Source organism: Bradyrhizobium sp. Pha-3, assembly GCF_042258615.1.
Classification (GTDB): domain Bacteria; phylum Pseudomonadota; class Alphaproteobacteria; order Rhizobiales; family Xanthobacteraceae; genus Bradyrhizobium.
The window spans coordinates 7,042,168-7,056,648 of sequence record NZ_CP170152.1 but is presented as its reverse complement, the minus strand read 5'-3'; the positions used below and the strand labels follow the sequence as shown (position 1 = coordinate 7,056,648).

The window sequence follows — 14,481 nt, the reverse complement described above, 5'->3', positions numbered from 1 at the left end:
CCGTTTCCCTCCGCCATCGAAATCAGCGGCTGGGTGAACGCGGGTGCAGAACCAATCTGTGATCAGGCGGCGGGATTTGCTGGCTCTGATCGGGACCATCGCCGGCAGTTCGGCGATGTATCAGGCGATGACGAGCCTCGGCTTCGCGTCCGAGTCCGCCTACAAGGGGCCGCTCAAGCTCACGGGCGACGTGAAGGGCGCTTCGGTGCTGATTCTCGGCGCCGGGCTTGCCGGCATGACGGCGGCGCTGGAACTGCGCAAGGCCGGCTACAAGGTCCAGATCCTCGAATTCAACAACCGCGCCGGCGGTCGCAATTGGTCGATCCGCGGCGGTGACAGTTTTACCGAGCTCGGCGGCTTCAAGCAGACCTGCCAGTTCGAGCAGGGGCTCTATCTCAATCCTGGCCCGTGGCGGATTCCCTATCATCATCGCGCGCTGCTCGATTATTGCCGCCGGCTCAACGTGACGCTGGAACCCTTCATCCAGCTCAACCACAATGCCTATCTGCACGCGACGCGTGCGTTCGATGGCAAGCCGCAACGCTTTCGCAGCATCAAGGCGGATTTCCAGGGCGGTGTGTCGGAGCTGCTCGCGAAAGTCAGCCAGCAGGGCCGGCTCGACGAGTTCGTCAGCAAGGAAGACCAGGAGATACTGCTGCAGGCGCTGCGGGACTGGGGCGCACTGGATCGCGACTACAAGTACAATGCCAATCTCCGCTCCGCCGACGTCCGCGGTTACGCGCGCGATCCCGGCGGCGGCTTGATGGGCGATCCGCTGCCCAGCGATCCGATCTCGCTGCAGGAATTGCTGCGGTCGCGGATGTGGCGCTACGTCCAGAGCTTCGCGCACTACGATTTCCAGACCACGATGTTCCAGCCGGTCGGCGGCATGGACATGATCGGCAAGGCGTTCGCGCGCGAGGTCGGCGATCTCATCCGCTACAATGCCAAGGTGACGCAGATCCAGCAGAACGGCTCCGGCGTCACCGTGAGTTATGTCGACATCGCCAGTCCGTCCGCGGTGCAGCAGGCGACCGCCGATTGGTGCATCTGCACCATCCCGCTGCCGATCCTGAGCCAGCTGCCGGTCGACGTCGGCGGGCCGATGAAGAATGCGATCGATTCCTTGCCTTACGCCGCCTCGGTGAAGGTCGGGCTGCAGTTCAAGCGTCGGTTCTGGGAGGAGGATGAGGCGATCTATGGCGGCATCAGCTACACCGACCTGCCGATCCGGAATATCGGCTATCCGAACTATGGCTTCAACCGCGGCGGCCGCGGCGTCCTGCTCGGCGCCTATTTGTATGAGGGCGCCAATTCCTTCGAGTTCACGGCGATGACGCCGGCCGAGCGGGTCGCCAGCGCGGTCGAGTTCGGCGCCAAGATCCATCCGCAGTACAAGAGCGAGTTCGAGAACGGTGTCGCGGTGGCGTGGCATCGCGTGCCGTTCACGCTCGGCTGCGCTGGCGAATGGACCGAAGCCGGGCGGGCGCAGCATTACCGCAATCTCTGCCAGATCGACGGCCGCATCGCGCTGGCGGGCGAGCACGCTTCGCAGCTGCCGGCCTGGCAGGAGGGCGCCATCCTGTCCGCGCTCGATGCCATTACCCGATTGCACGAACGCGTGGTGAAGACATGATGGTGCGGACAGGAACATCGGTTATCGCTGCGCTGGCGCTGCTGTCGGCGACTGCGGCCGTTGGCCAGGACAGCGGGGTGACCAAGCGCACTTTCTCTTCGGGCTACCGTTTCGTGGAAATGACCGGCGAAGAGCTGTTCGGCAATGTCTGCCAGGGCTGCCACATGCCGGATGCGACAGGCGCGAGCGGCGCCGGCACTTATCCCTCGCTCGCCGGCAACAAGACCCTCGAAACCGGCAGCTATCCGGTCTACCTCGTCGTCAACGGCCGCCGCGGCATGCCGGCGTTCGGCGACATGATGACCGATGGTCAGGTCGCCGCCGTTGTGAATTATCTGCGGACGCACTTCGGCAACACCTATCAGGACGCGGTGACGGCCAAGGACGTCCAGGACGCCCGCCGCTAACCATTTTGGAGAGAGTTTGATGAAGTTCATCGGTATCGCACTGGCCGCCGCGCTGTCGGCGATGGCGACCGCTGCCTCGGCTGACGTGGTCAGGCATCCGATTCCCAACTCGACCTTCCCGATCGCGCAGGCTGTGACCGTCACCGGCAACACCACGACGGTCTATGTCAGCGGCCAGGTGCCGCCGGTCGTCAGCAAGGATGCCGATCCATCGAGTCCGCAGGCCTATGGCGACACCAAGACCCAGACCGTCGGCGTGCTGGGCCGCATCAAGGCCATTCTGGAAGGCCAGGGGCTCGGCATGGGCGACGTCGTCAAGATGCAGGTGTTCCTGGTCCACAACACGGCTGCGCCGATGGACTTCAAAGCCTTCATGGAGGGCTACACCCAGTTCTTCGGCGGCAGCCAGCCGAACCTGCCGGCGCGCTCGGTGGTCGGCGTCGCTGCACTCGCCAATCCCGGCTTCCTGGTCGAGATCGAGGTGATTGCGGTCAAGGACGCCAAATAAGGGCTCCAAATAGCGGGCGCGAAAGCGCGGAGCATGCGCGCGGAAATTGAAGGGCTCGCCGTCTTGCCAAAGCGCGTGCCGCCTGTCTGAATTCATCCCCAAACAGGTGGTGGAATTCTGGGAGAGCACGATGTCGCACAAGGCCCGAAACATGGTTCGATCGCTGCAACTCGCGGCAGCGTTCGCACCGGTCCTGCTCGCGTCCGGCGCCGGCGCACAAGGACTGACCGAGCAGCAGCAATTTGCCCGCGGCATCTACCAGGAACTGGTCGAGATCAACACGACCACCGCGACCGGCGATACGCAGAAGGCCGCGGAGGCGATGGGTGCGCGGCTGCGCGCCGCGGGCTTCCCCGAGGGCGACGTCCATGTGTTCTCGCCCGCACCGCACAAGGGCAATCTGGTGGCGCGGCTGCACGGCTCCGGCGCGCGCAAGCCGATCCTCTTGGTCGCGCATATCGATGTTGTCCCCGCCAACCGCGAGGACTGGACGGTCGATCCGTTCAAGCTCACCGAGCAGGACGGCTATTTCTACGGCCGCGGCTCGAGCGACGACAAGTACATGGCGTCCGCCTTCATCACCAATCTGATCCGCTACAAGAAAGAGGGCTACAAGCCGGACCGCGACATCATCGTCGCGCTCGAGACCGACGAGGAGATCCTCGATGCCAACGCCCTCGGCATGCAATGGCTGATCAAGAATCACCGCGACCTGATCGACGCCGAGTTCGCGCTCAACGAAGGCGGCGGCGTCGGCCTGAAGAACGGCAAGGCGATCCGCAACAGCGTGCAGACCAGCGAGAAGGTCTCGATCGGCTACCAGCTCACCGTGAAGGATCGCGGCGGGCATAGCTCGCTGCCTCGCAAGGACAATGCGATCTATCGGCTCGCCGAAGGTCTGGTGCGGCTCTCCAAATACGACTTCCCGATGAATCTCAACGAAACCACGCGGATCTATTTCACCAAGACCGCCGAGGTCGACAAGTCGCATGCCGACGACATCAAGGCGATCCTGGCGCCGCAGCCTGACCCGGCGGCGCTGGCGCGCTTGTCGGAGAACCCCGGCTACAACGCGCAGCTCCGCACCACCTGTGTCGCGACCATGCTGGAAGGCGGCCACGCCATCAATGCGCTGCCGCAGCTGGCAACCGCCAAGGTGAATTGCCGGATCCTGCCCGGCGAGCCGGTCGAAGGCGTTCAGGCGACGATCGAGCGCGTGCTCGCCGACAAGCAGATCGAGGTTGCTCCGACCGGCAAGGCCGTGCTGAGCCCGCCATCGCCGCTGAACGAGGAGATCATGGGATCGGTCGAGAAGCTGTCGAAGGAGTTCTGGCCGAATGCGGAAATCGTCCCGGTCATGAGCACCGGCGCCACCGACGGCAGCTATCTGCGCAATGCCGGGATTCCGACCTACGGCCATTCCGGACTGGGATCCGATGTCGATGACAACCGGGCTCACGGCAAGGACGAGCGCGTGCTCGTCAAGTCGTTCTATGAGGGCGAGGAATACCTCTATCGCCTGGTCAAGATGCTCGCCGGCGGGAAATGATGGCTGACAGCAAGACGAAGACCCGTGTTGCGGTCGCAGGCCTCGGCGCGATCGGCACCGACGTCGTCAAGGCGCTCGATCAGGGCATCGAGGGCCTGACGCTGGTCGCGGTGTCGGCGAACAGCCCGGACAAGCACCGCGGCTGGGTCGAAGGTCTCAAGTCTGCGCCGAAGCTGGTGCCGATCGATGAGCTGGCGGAGGTCGCCGATATCGTGGTCGAGTGCGCGCCGAGCAAGCTGGTGCGCTCGATCGTGGCGCCGGTGGTCGAGCGCGGCAAGACCGCGGTCGTGCTCAGCGTCGGGGCGCTGTTGCAGAACGAGGACCTGATCGACCTCGCCAAGGCGCATGGCGGCCAGATCATCGTGCCGACCGGCGCGCTGATCGGGCTCGATGCGGTGACCGCGGCCGCGGTCGGTACCATCCATTCGGCAAGGCTGGTGTCGCGGAAACCGATTGCCGGCCTCGTCGGCGCGCCGCATCTGGTCGAGAACAACATCCGGATCGAGGGCATCACCGAGCCGCTGCGCATCTTCGAGGGCAGCGCGCGCGCCGCTGCAAAGGGCTTTCCGGCCAATCTCAACGTCGCGGTGGCGCTGTCGCTCGCCGGCATCGGCCCCGATCGCACAAGGGTCGAGATCTGGGCCGACCCGACGGTGACGCGCAACACCCACCGCATCGAGGTCGATTCCGATTCGGCACGGTTCTCGATGATGATCGAGAACATCCCCTCGGAGAACCCGAAGACCGGCCGCATCACGGCGCTGTCGGTGATCGCCTGCCTGCGCAAGCTGCGCGCGTCGTTGCGGATCGGGACGTGATGCACATCCACCCCGACGACCTCTTGCTGATCATCGACTTGCAGAACGATTTCTGTCCCGGCGGCGCGCTGGCGGTGGCCGACGGCGATGCCGTCGTGCCGGTGATAAACCGGCTCGCCGGGCGCTTCGATCATGTCGTGCTGACCCAGGACTGGCATCCGGCCGGCCACAGCTCGTTTGCGACCTCGCATCCGGGCGCGGCACCGTTCTCCTCGGTCACCATGCCCTATGGACCGCAGACGCTGTGGCCGGATCATTGCATCCAGGGCACAGCCGGCGCCGAATTTCACCCCGACCTCGCAACCGACCGAGCCGAGCTCGTGATCCGCAAGGGCTTCCGGGCCGCGATCGATTCCTATTCGGCGTTCTTCGAGAACGACCGGACAACCCCGACCGGGCTCGCCGGCTATCTGCGCGAGCGCGGCCTCAAGCGTGTCGTGATGGCCGGGCTCGCGACGGATTTCTGCGTGCAATATTCGGCGCTCGATGCGCGGCGGCTCGGCTTCGAGACCGCGGTCGCGCTGCCGGGCTGCCGCGCCATCGATCTCGGCGGCTCGCTTGCTGCCGCCACCGTGGCGATGCGCGAGGCCGGCGTCGCGCTCGTCGAGCAGATCCCCTGAGCGCGGCCAGGCAGAGGCAAAAACCATTGTTTTAACTGGCCTTTTGTTCTAATCCCCAGCCGTTGATGATCACGCGCAGTGGAGCTTTCGTGTCGGGACAGGTTTTGCGGATAGGGACGCGCAAGAGCGCGATGGCGCTCGCGCAGACGGACGAGGTCGCGCGGCTGCTGCGCGCCTCGGCGGGCGACCTTGCCGTCGAAATCGTCAAGTTCGAGACCCGCGGCGACCAGGACCAGACCAGCAAGCTGTTGCGTCACGGCGGCAAGGGCGGCGCCTTCGTCGCCGAGATCCGCGAAGCCATGCGATCGGGCGCGCTGCAGGCCGCGATGCATTCGCTGAAGGACGTGCCGGGCAATGAGGAGACGCCGGGTCTCGTCCTCGCGGCGATGCTGGCGCGCGATGCCGCCAATGACAGCCTTGTGTTGCGGCCGGGCTTGTCGCTGGAGACCCTTCGAGGCGCGCGCGGCAAGGGCTTCATGATCGGCACCAATGCCGTGCGCCGTGCCGCCTATCTGCGCCGGCTGTTTCCGGAAGCGACCGTGATCCATTATCGCGGCGCCGCGGACACGCGGGTGGCAAAACTCGATCGCGGCGCCAAGCAGCGGCTGCCCGATGGCGGCGAGGTGGGGCCGGCGGATGCCCTGGTGATGGCGCGTTCCGGCCTCGAGCGTATCGGCATGACCGCGCGCGTCGCGCATGATTTCTCCGTCGACGAGATGCTGCCGGCGGTCGGCCAGGGCATCGTCGCGGTCGAATGCGTCGAGACCGACTGGTCGACGCGGGCGCGCCTCGCCGGAATCGACAACACGCAGTCGCGGCTTGCCGCCGAGGCCGAGCGCGAGGTGCTGTGGGTGCTCAACGGCCATTGCAACTCGCCGATCGCGGGCCATGCCACGCTCGCTGGCAACGAGATGACGCTGCGCGCCTCGGTGCTCGATGAGGCCGGGGCCGGCTTCATCGAGGTGACGCGGCGCGGACCGGCGGACCGGCCACGCGAACTCGGCCGCGCCGTCGGCATGGAGCTGCTCGCGAAGGGCGCCGCCGGGATCATCGCCCGCACCCGGGTCGACGAGTAGCGCCGCCGTTACGCTCGCAACGGCCAGCTGCCGATGATGCGGAAGCGGGATGCGCTGTCGGTCTGCTTGAACAGCGCGATGCGGTCGATCGCGAGCGTCGTCAGCTCGATCGCCGCGAACCGCTCGCGCAGCCGCGCCATGATCGGGCCCCGCCGCTCCTCGCTCAGCCGTCCGGTCAGCGTCATGTGGAAGCGGAATTCGTCCATGACGTAGGGATAGCCCCAGCGGTCGAGATAGTCGCGCTGCCGCTCGGTGAGCCGTTCGGGCTTGCGCCGCGCGCGATCTTGCGGCGTGAGCGGCGCACGGAACGTGTCGAACGCGGTGACGCAATCGGCGGCAAGCTGTTGCAGATCATCCGAGCGGCGCGCCGGGATCACGGCGATGAAGCCGCTGATGGCATCGACAACCGGTTCGATCACGGGAATGCGCCGGGCGTGGCCGGCGAAGGCAGCACAGGCGTCGAGGAGATCGGACTCTTTCCGGCCATCGGCGAGCGCCGTCGGTGCCTTCAGCGTGGCGTGAAAACCGTATTTGCGCGGGTCCTCCGTCACCTCGCGCCAGTCGGGCGCAACGCCATCGGGAAACGGCAGGTCGTCGCCCGACACGGCGTCGTAGCCGAGCAGTGTCGAACCGAAGCGGTGCAGGACGCTGTCGGGTGACGGCGCATAATAGATCGCGTAGCGCGGAGTGTTGGCCATGGCAGCAGAACAGGTCCTGACTATGCTGCCGCAACCGTCTTGCGCGGTGCGAGCGAATGAACGAGGCAGCTTGCATCCGCCAGATGCACCAGCCGTCCGGCCGATATCACGGCGACGATGCGCGGCCGCAGCGGCACCTTGTCGTCGACGACGATGATGTCGGCGCGGCGGCCCGCGGCGAGCACGCCGCGATCGGCAAGCCCCGCCGCGCGTGCCGGCGCCGACGAGATCAGATCCCAGGCCTTGGTGAGTGGCAGGATCCCGTCGGCGGCAAGGCGGAACGCGGCGAGCAGTTGCGCCGGATAATAGTAGTCCGACGCCAGCACCGAGCAGAGGCCCTGTGCGATCATGTCGGATGCCTTGGTCCAGCCGGTGTGGCTGCCGCCGCGCACCACATTGGGCGCGCCGAACACGATGAAGTCACCGGCGGCGGCGGCATCGCGCGCGGTCTCCTCATTCACGGGGAATTCGGCAATCGTGGCGCCGAGCCCACGAAACTCCTGGCGCATCGCCGGGCTGTTGTCGTCATGCGAGAGCATCCGAATGTTCGCCGCGCGCGCGGCGGCCGCCAGTCGCGCGATCGAGGCGGGCACCTCGGGACGGCGCGCCACGACCCGATCGAGCATGTCGTTGACGGCCTCGATGGAGAGCCCGGTGCGTTCGGCCAGCTGGTTGCGCTTCTTCGGCTTGACGTTGCTGTGGTCGTTGAAGGCGAACAGGTCGATGCGGCCTTCAGTGAGCCATTGAATGATCTCGGCCTCGGCCTCGATATTGTGGGTCTCGTGGCGCAGATGGAAGCGCGTATCGGCGGCGAGCTGCGGCCGCAGCGCCTCGATCGCATCGAGCAGCTTGCGAGCATTCTCCGCGCTGCGCAGACCGGGCTCCCACGACCAGGTCGTGCCATGGAACACGGTGGTGATGCCGTTGGCGATCGCCTGCCGGTCGCTGTCGATCAGCGCCACGTCGGTCGGGAAGTCGACGCCGGGGCGCGGCATCATCTGCCGCTCGAACGCATCGCCGTGCAGATCGATGATGCCGGGCAGCACCAGCAGGCCGCCGGCATCGATGTGGAGCGCGGCGCGGCCCTGTTCGGCGTCGACTGCACCGATGTCGCGGCCTGAGGTCCGCAGCGAGGTCTCGACCAGGGCACCGTCAACCAGTGCGCGTCCGCCCTCGATGAAAATGTCCGTCACGATGCCGCGCTCCGTTGCTTGTTCTGTGATTGGGATACGGCCTCGGCCTCATACTTGTCGAGGAATTCCTCGACCGCGAGCTTACGGAAGTCGGGCAGGACACGACGAAGTGTTTCGTGATCCCAGTCCCACCACGCGAGCGCGGCAAGGCGATCCGCTGCTGTCTCGGAGAAACGGCGCTTGACCGGCCGCGCCGGATTTCCGGCAACGATGGTATAGGCGGGCACATCCTTGGTCACGATCGCGCGGGCGGCGACGACGGCGCCGGTTCCGATGTTCCGGCCCGGCAGCAGGATCGCGCCATGGCCGATCCAGACGTCATGGCCGATATGCACGTGATGCGCACGTCGCCAGTTGAAGAAGTCGGTGTCGTCGCTCTCGCCGGGAAAATAGGCGCTGGCGCGGTAGGTGAAATGCGCCTGCGTCGCGCGATGCATCGGGTGGTTGCCGGGATTGATCCGGGTCATCGCCGCGATCGAGCAGAACTTGCCGATCGAGGTGTAGGTGATCTGGCTGTCGTTCACGACGTAGGAATAATCATCCATGCTGACTTCAAGCAGGATCGTACGCGCGCCGACCTCGGTATATTTGCCGAGCCTGCTCTCGCGCACCGACGCAGTCGGGTCGATCGTCGGCACAACCGAGAGTGTTTTTCCGGCCATCAGGGCCTCCGCAAATCTTTGGCTTCCGGGGGATGCGCGCTCGTCATCGGGACGCTTGATGACAACATCATGACGCTGCGATGACGGCAAGGGAACGGCAAGGGACAGTGTGGACGATCGCCGCACTGCAACGTCACGTCACATAACTGTTAAACACCGGGGATAGCGATGGCTCAACGCGACGCGGTTGGAGCATTACATGCTGGTGGTGGAAGGTTTGACGTGCCGGTTCGGCACAAAAGCCGCAGTCGACAACGCTTCCTTTTCGATCGCGCCGGGCAGTTTTGTCGGCGTGATCGGCCGCTCCGGTGCCGGCAAGTCGACCTTGCTGCGGATGATCAACCGTCTCGCCGATCCGACCTCCGGCCGTATCCTGTTTGAAGGCACCGATGTGACCGCGCTGCGCGGCAAGGCGCTGCGGCAGTGGCGGGCGCGTTCGGCGATGATCTTCCAGCAATTCAATCTGGTCGGCCGTCTCGACGTGCTGACCAATGTGCTGATGGGCCGGCTCGCCCAGATCCCGTCATGGCGCTCGCTGGCGCAGGTCTGGCCGGAGCAGGACAGGGCGCTCGCGCTGTCGGCGCTGGAGCAGTTCGACATCGCCCAGCTCGCGGCGCAGCGCGCCGACCAGCTCTCCGGCGGCCAGCAGCAGCGCGTCGCGATTGCCCGCGCGCTGGTGCAGGAGCCCGACATCATTCTTGCCGACGAGCCGATCGCCTCGCTTGATCCGCGCAACACCAAGATCGTGATGGATGCGCTGCTGCGCATCAACAAGCATTTCGGCATCACGGTGCTCTGCAACCTGCACTCGCTCGACCTGGCGCGAAGCTATTGCGACCGCCTGATCGGCATGGCGGCGGGGCGCGTGGTGTTCGACGGCGCCCCGGCTGCGCTGACCGACCATATTGCCCGCGAGCTCTACGACCTCGAGGCCAATGACGTCATGGGCGCGGCGCCGATGCCCGCGCCCGATGGCGCAACTGCTCCGGCGCTCGGCACCGCTGCCGCGGCCTGAGCGGCGCATTTTCGAAAAACAGGGCAACCGGGCATTTCGTCCGGCCAACAGGCGTAACTACCAAAGAGGGGTAACATGATCACTCGTCGCATCATTCTGGCCGGCGCCGCCGCGCTGGCATTCGCTGGCTCGGCCTCGGCCGAGGACTGGAAGGCCAAGTATCCGGAGATCACCTTCGCGGTGATCCCCGCCGAAAACGGCTCCGGCGTCACCGAACGCTACGGCCCGCTCACCGAATATCTGTCGAAGGAACTCGGCATCAAGGTGAACCTGCGCGTCGCCAACGACTATGCCGCCGTCATCGAGGGCCAGCGCGCCGGCAACATCCAGATCGGCTACTACGGCCCGGCGTCGTTCGCCCGCGCCCGTCTCACCGGCGTCAAGACCGACGCGTTCGTGATCGACGTCAATGCCGACGGTTCGAAGGGCTATTATTCGGTGTTCTACGTGCTCGCCAAGAGCCCGTACCAGAAGGTCGAAGACCTCAAGGGCAAGAATATCGGCCTGGTCGATCCCAACTCGACCTCCGGCAACAACATGCCGCGCTTCAAGCTGAACCAGATGGGGATCGATCCGGAGACTTATTTCTCCAAGGTGGTCTTCACCGGCAGCCACGAGAACGCCGTGCTGGCGCTCGCGCAGGGCACCGTCGATGTCGCCGCCAACTGGTGGAACGCCGACGACGATTCCAACCTGACCCGTATGCTCGCCAAGAACATGGTGAAGTCGAGCGACGGCACGCCGCTGAAGAAGGAAGACTTCCGCATCATCGTGAAGTCCGACCTGATCATCAACTCGCCCTACGCCTATCTCGAGAGCCTTCCCGACGACATGAAGGCGAAGATCAAGCAGGCCTTCCTCGACATGCCGAAGAAGGATCCGGAAGCCTTCAAGAAGCTGTCCGACGGCAAGAACCTGCCGTGGCAGCCGGTCACCAACGCCGACTACGACAAGACCATCGAACTGATCAAGTTCGTCGACGCCCTGCGCAAGAAGGCGTCCTGATCGCATATCGCCGCTGAAAAGGGCCGGGTTTCGACAACCCGGCCCTTTTCGTTCATCTCTCGAGCAGACTGGCCCGCATCGATGGCGACCGCCATTTCCATCCTTCCAGCGCAGCAACTGGCGACGCTGAACGATGCCTATCGCAAGGCGGTCGCCCGCAAGCGGCTGAAGGCGACGGTGGCGGCCGCGGTATTCTGTGCGGCGCTGTTTATCGCGGCGCTCGGCGCCGATGTGAACCTGCACACGTTCTTCACCTATTTCGGCAACTTCGTCAGCTATTTCGACCGTATTCTGACGCTGGATTCCGGTGCGCGGGTCTGGACCGATCCGGTCGAATGGTTCTGGGGCCTGAAGAAGTGGCTGCGGCTGCTCGGTGAGACCCTCCTGATCAGCTATGTCGGCACACTGACCGGCGCCGTGTTCGCCTTTGCGCTGAATTTCTTCGCCGCCCAGAACACCTCGCCGGGACCGTGGGTGCGCTTCATCGTCCGTCGCCTGCTCGAATTCGCCCGCACGGTGCCGGGCATCGTGTTCGCGCTGATCTTCGTGATCGCGTTTGGCCTCGGCCCGATGGCCGGCGTGCTGGCGATCGCGATCCACACCACCGGAGCGCTCGGCAAGCTGTTTGCCGAGATCGTCGAGAATGCCGACATGAAGCCGGTCGAGGGCATCCGCTCAACCGGCGCGAGCTGGCTGTCCTGCATGCGCTTTGCCATCCTGCCGCAGGTCTCGGCGGGCTATGCCAGCTATGCGCTGCTGCGCTTCGAGATCAATGTCCGCGAGGCGTCGGTGATGGGCTTCGTCGGCGCCGGCGGCATCGGGCAGGAACTCGTGGTCGCGATCCGCAAGTTCTACTATTCCGACGTCAGCGCGATCCTCGTCACCATCATCGTCACCGTCTTCATCATCGACATCTCGACCGGCTGGCTGCGCGCCCGGCTGTTCGGCAAGGAGAGCCGCCGATGAGCCAGATGCCGAGGCCGGACCCCGCGGAATTGCGTGCAAAGTACCCCGGCCTGTTCGAACGTCCGGCGTCGGCGCGGCTGGCGACGCCGGTCGTGATCGTGGCGGCGCTCGCGATCTTTGCATACGGCCTGGTCGATCTAGACTTCTCGCCGTCCAGGCTGATCTCGGGGATGAGCCAGCTCGGCTGGATCACCATGATGATGATCCCGCCGAATCCCGGCTCGTCGTTCCCGCTCTACATGCAGGCGCTCGGCGAGACGCTGTCGATCGCGCTGCTCGGCACCACGCTCGCGGCGGTGCTGGCGCTGCCCGTCAGCCTGCTGGCGGCGCGTAACATCATCCCCTCGAACCTGATCCGCTTTCCGGTGCGCCGCTTCCTGGATTCGATCCGCGGCGTCGATACGCTGATCTGGGCGCTGGTCTGGATCAACGTCGTCGGCCTCGGCCCGTTCGCCGGCGTGCTGGCGATCATGGTCTCCGACTTCGGCGCGTTCGGAAAGCTGTTCTCGGAGGCGATCGAGGCGGCGGATCGCAAGCAGGTCGAGGGCATCCGCGCCTCCGGCGGCAACGCGCTGCATGAGATCCGCTTCGGCCTGCTGCCGCAGGTGCTGCCGGTGATCGCAGGCCAGGTGCTCTACTTCATCGAGTCGAACACCCGTTCGGCCACCATCATCGGCATCGTCGGCGCCGGCGGCATCGGCCTCCAGCTCGCCGAGCAGATCCGCGTGCTGGAGTGGCAGAAGGTGTCGTTCCTGATCCTGATGATCCTGATCGCGGTCGCCGCGATCGATTTCATCTCGACCAAGCTGCGCTTTGCAATTATCGGCCAAAGGGCGGTGGTTTAGCTCGCCGCGCGCTAATCCTTCTCCCCTTGTGGGAGAAGGTGGCGCGAAGCGCCGGATGAGGGGTCTCTCTCCACGAGTTCAAATGACAGAGTTGGACTCGCGGTGAGATACCCCTCACCCGGATCGCATCTGGCGATGCGATCCGACCTCTCCCACAAGGGGAGAGGTGCACTGTCAGTGTGGCGGCACGCTCAGCTATTCTCGACCAGGAACTCGACGCGCTCGGCGGCGAAGCGCGAGCGCTTGGTCACCAGCGGGCGGTCCAGCATATCGACGTCGGTTGCGTCGACCACAAGCACCGGCCGGCCCAGCGGCAGATCGAGCCGTGCGGCGTCGGTCGCATCGGCGATCGCCGCGGTGATCCGGGTCGACGCGCGGCGGTAATCCCTGACGCCGTAATGCCCGAGCAGCTTCGTCATCGAGCGAACGTCGGCGAACACACTGCCGGCATCGGGAAACCGCTCGGCCGACAGCCAGGTGGTCGAAACGCAGATCGGCGTCCGGTCGGCGAGTCGCACCGCTTCGATCCGGATCAGCGGCGCGCCGATCTTCAGGCTGAGCTCGCGCGCGATCTCGCGATTGGCAACATCGCTGCCTGCATCGATCAGCTGGCCGCGCGGCTCGTGGCCGCCGGCGCCGACGATCTCGGAAAACCTTGTGCGTGAGCGCAACGGGTAGGCAAGACGCTGGGCTTCGACATAGGTGCCGCTGCCGCGCTCGGCCCGCACCAGGCCGCGCTCCGCCAATGCGGCGAGCGCCCGCCGCACGGTGTGGCGGTTGACCCGGTAAGTCTCGGCGATCTCCATCTCGCCCGGCAGCTTTTCGCCCGCGGCGAAGCGGCCATCGGCGATGCCGCGCTCGATGCCGTCAGCGACCTGCCGCCACAAGGCGACGCCGGAACTTTCCTGCATGCTCATGGCGCGGTGATACCAGAAATCTTCGGTTTGTCACGAAACAGTCATGGCGCTCGGCTATCAAGTTGTCTATTATCATAGACAACTTGATGCAGGCAAGGTTGCTCATGAGTTCGACCGGACCAGACAGCAAACAGGCCCAGCGCAAGGCCGCGATGACCGTGCTGGCGCACTCCGCCGCGGCCGACATCGCAGGCCGGCTGACTGCGATCGCATTGCCCGCGCATGAGAATCTGCGCGAGCCGGAGAACGGCCTCGTGATGATGCGCGGGCGGATCGGCGGCGACGGTGCGCCATTCAATCTCGGCGAGGCGACGGTGTCGCGCGCGGCGGTGCGGCTCGCGTCCGGCGAGGTCGGCTTCGGCTACACGCTCGGCCGCGATGCGCGGAAAGCGCAGATGATCGCGCTATGCGACGCCATGGTGCAGTCGCCGGAGTTGTCCGGCGAGGTGGAGGCCAAGGTGATTGCGCCGCTGCGTGTCGCCATGAATGCCGAACGCGCCCGCAAGGCCGCCGAGACCGCGGCGACGCGGGTCGATTTCTACACGATGGTGCGCGGTGAGGGATGA

Annotated in this window: 16 protein-coding genes; 12 read left to right on the top strand and 4 right to left on the bottom strand. The window is 65.5% G+C overall.

What is annotated here, in order from left to right:
- Nucleotides 1-43: 43 nt before the first annotated feature.
- From ACE10Z_RS33130 to hemC, 7 genes are all read left to right on the top strand, one after another.
- A complete protein-coding gene (locus ACE10Z_RS33130; RefSeq protein WP_375784543.1) occupies nt 44-1,636 on the top strand; it encodes a flavin monoamine oxidase family protein in 1,593 nt (530 codons plus the stop codon).
- On the top strand, nt 1,633-2,043 hold the full coding sequence (locus ACE10Z_RS33125; protein WP_375784542.1) for a c-type cytochrome: 411 nt from the start codon (nt 1,633-1,635) through the stop codon (nt 2,041-2,043). Before ACE10Z_RS33130 ends, ACE10Z_RS33125 begins: the two co-directional genes overlap by 4 nt.
- Nucleotides 2,044-2,062: 19 nt before the next feature.
- A complete protein-coding gene (locus ACE10Z_RS33120) occupies nt 2,063-2,551 on the top strand; it encodes a Rid family hydrolase (RefSeq protein WP_375784541.1) in 489 nt (162 codons plus the stop codon).
- 130 nt (nt 2,552-2,681) lie between these two features.
- Nucleotides 2,682-4,100, top strand: a complete 1,419-nt coding sequence (locus ACE10Z_RS33115; protein WP_375784540.1) for a M20/M25/M40 family metallo-hydrolase — start codon at nt 2,682-2,684, stop codon at nt 4,098-4,100.
- Nucleotides 4,100-4,918 (top strand): aspartate dehydrogenase, encoded by an 819-nt coding sequence (locus ACE10Z_RS33110; RefSeq protein WP_375784539.1) that lies wholly within the window; start codon nt 4,100-4,102, stop codon nt 4,916-4,918. The genes ACE10Z_RS33115 and ACE10Z_RS33110 overlap by 1 nt, the downstream gene beginning before the upstream one ends.
- On the top strand, nt 4,918-5,538 hold the full coding sequence (pncA, locus tag ACE10Z_RS33105; RefSeq protein ID WP_375789975.1) for a bifunctional nicotinamidase/pyrazinamidase: 621 nt from the start codon (nt 4,918-4,920) through the stop codon (nt 5,536-5,538). Before ACE10Z_RS33110 ends, pncA begins: the two co-directional genes overlap by 1 nt.
- Before the next feature lie 65 nt (nt 5,539-5,603).
- Nucleotides 5,604-6,614 carry a hydroxymethylbilane synthase gene (gene hemC, locus ACE10Z_RS33100; protein WP_375784538.1) on the top strand — a complete coding sequence of 337 codons (1,011 nt, stop codon included), beginning with the start codon at nt 5,604-5,606 and terminating at the stop codon, nt 6,612-6,614.
- Between the two features lie 8 nt (nt 6,615-6,622).
- On the opposite strand, the gene ACE10Z_RS33095 is transcribed toward hemC, so the two are convergent.
- From ACE10Z_RS33095 to ACE10Z_RS33085, 3 genes are read right to left on the bottom strand one after another with little or no spacing between them, the layout of a single operon-like run.
- Nucleotides 6,623-7,312, bottom strand: a complete 690-nt coding sequence (locus tag ACE10Z_RS33095) for a DUF1045 domain-containing protein (RefSeq protein WP_375784537.1) — start codon at nt 7,310-7,312, stop codon at nt 6,623-6,625.
- Between the two features lie 20 nt (nt 7,313-7,332).
- On the bottom strand, nt 7,333-8,505 hold the full coding sequence (locus tag ACE10Z_RS33090) for an alpha-D-ribose 1-methylphosphonate 5-triphosphate diphosphatase (protein WP_375784536.1): 1,173 nt from the start codon (nt 8,503-8,505) through the stop codon (nt 7,333-7,335).
- A complete protein-coding gene (locus ACE10Z_RS33085; protein ID WP_375784535.1) occupies nt 8,502-9,167 on the bottom strand; it encodes a chloramphenicol acetyltransferase in 666 nt (221 codons plus the stop codon). Before ACE10Z_RS33085 ends, ACE10Z_RS33090 begins: the two co-directional genes overlap by 4 nt.
- A gap of 199 nt (nt 9,168-9,366) precedes the next feature.
- Between ACE10Z_RS33085 and phnC the strand changes: the two genes are divergently transcribed.
- The 4 genes from phnC to phnE (ACE10Z_RS33065) all read left to right on the top strand — a co-directional run bounded on the left by phnC (nt 9,367) and on the right by phnE (ACE10Z_RS33065) (nt 12,998).
- Entirely contained in the window at nt 9,367-10,182 is an 816-nt protein-coding gene (gene phnC / locus ACE10Z_RS33080) for a phosphonate ABC transporter ATP-binding protein (protein ID WP_212311529.1), read from the top strand.
- A 75-nt stretch (nt 10,183-10,257) separates the two neighbouring features.
- The gene (phnD, locus tag ACE10Z_RS33075) at nt 10,258-11,187 is read left to right on the top strand and encodes a phosphonate ABC transporter substrate-binding protein (RefSeq protein WP_375784534.1); all 930 of its coding nucleotides are present in this window, start codon (nt 10,258-10,260) and stop codon (nt 11,185-11,187) included.
- A gap of 81 nt (nt 11,188-11,268) precedes the next feature.
- Nucleotides 11,269-12,153 carry a phosphonate ABC transporter, permease protein PhnE gene (phnE, locus tag ACE10Z_RS33070; RefSeq protein ID WP_375784533.1) on the top strand — a complete coding sequence of 295 codons (885 nt, stop codon included), beginning with the start codon at nt 11,269-11,271 and terminating at the stop codon, nt 12,151-12,153.
- Entirely contained in the window at nt 12,150-12,998 is an 849-nt protein-coding gene (phnE, locus tag ACE10Z_RS33065; protein ID WP_375784532.1) for a phosphonate ABC transporter, permease protein PhnE, read from the top strand. Before phnE (ACE10Z_RS33070) ends, phnE (ACE10Z_RS33065) begins: the two co-directional genes overlap by 4 nt.
- A gap of 191 nt (nt 12,999-13,189) precedes the next feature.
- Here phnE (ACE10Z_RS33065) and phnF read toward each other — a convergent pair whose 3' ends face one another.
- Nucleotides 13,190-13,915 carry a phosphonate metabolism transcriptional regulator PhnF gene (phnF, locus tag ACE10Z_RS33060; protein ID WP_375784531.1) on the bottom strand — a complete coding sequence of 242 codons (726 nt, stop codon included), beginning with the start codon at nt 13,913-13,915 and terminating at the stop codon, nt 13,190-13,192.
- A 104-nt stretch (nt 13,916-14,019) separates the two neighbouring features.
- Here phnF and phnG point away from each other — a divergent pair, with 104 nt between their 5' ends.
- A complete protein-coding gene (gene phnG / locus ACE10Z_RS33055) occupies nt 14,020-14,481 on the top strand; it encodes a phosphonate C-P lyase system protein PhnG (protein WP_375784530.1) in 462 nt (153 codons plus the stop codon).

What these genes read in the sequence shown, in the direction of transcription:
- phnE (WP_375784533.1), top strand. Translation starts at nt 11,269, where the DNA reads ATGGCGACCGCCATTTCCATCCTTCCAGCGCAGCAACTGGCGACGCTG.
- ACE10Z_RS33125 (WP_375784542.1), top strand. Translation starts at nt 1,633, where the DNA reads ATGATGGTGCGGACAGGAACATCGGTTATCGCTGCGCTGGCGCTGCTG.
- ACE10Z_RS33115 (WP_375784540.1), top strand. Translation starts at nt 2,682, where the DNA reads ATGTCGCACAAGGCCCGAAACATGGTTCGATCGCTGCAACTCGCGGCA.
- phnF (WP_375784531.1), bottom strand. Translation starts at nt 13,915, where the DNA reads ATGAGCATGCAGGAAAGTTCCGGCGTCGCCTTGTGGCGGCAGGTCGCT.
- phnD (WP_375784534.1), top strand. Translation starts at nt 10,258, where the DNA reads ATGATCACTCGTCGCATCATTCTGGCCGGCGCCGCCGCGCTGGCATTC.
- phnE (WP_375784532.1), top strand. Translation starts at nt 12,150, where the DNA reads ATGAGCCAGATGCCGAGGCCGGACCCCGCGGAATTGCGTGCAAAGTAC.
- ACE10Z_RS33085 (WP_375784535.1), bottom strand. Translation starts at nt 9,167, where the DNA reads ATGGCCGGAAAAACACTCTCGGTTGTGCCGACGATCGACCCGACTGCG.
- ACE10Z_RS33120 (WP_375784541.1), top strand. Translation starts at nt 2,063, where the DNA reads ATGAAGTTCATCGGTATCGCACTGGCCGCCGCGCTGTCGGCGATGGCG.
- ACE10Z_RS33110 (WP_375784539.1), top strand. Translation starts at nt 4,100, where the DNA reads ATGGCTGACAGCAAGACGAAGACCCGTGTTGCGGTCGCAGGCCTCGGC.
- hemC (WP_375784538.1), top strand. Translation starts at nt 5,604, where the DNA reads ATGATCACGCGCAGTGGAGCTTTCGTGTCGGGACAGGTTTTGCGGATA.
- phnG (WP_375784530.1), top strand. Translation starts at nt 14,020, where the DNA reads ATGAGTTCGACCGGACCAGACAGCAAACAGGCCCAGCGCAAGGCCGCG.
- phnC (WP_212311529.1), top strand. Translation starts at nt 9,367, where the DNA reads ATGCTGGTGGTGGAAGGTTTGACGTGCCGGTTCGGCACAAAAGCCGCA.
- pncA (WP_375789975.1), top strand. Translation starts at nt 4,918, where the DNA reads ATGCACATCCACCCCGACGACCTCTTGCTGATCATCGACTTGCAGAAC.
- ACE10Z_RS33095 (WP_375784537.1), bottom strand. Translation starts at nt 7,312, where the DNA reads ATGGCCAACACTCCGCGCTACGCGATCTATTATGCGCCGTCACCCGAC.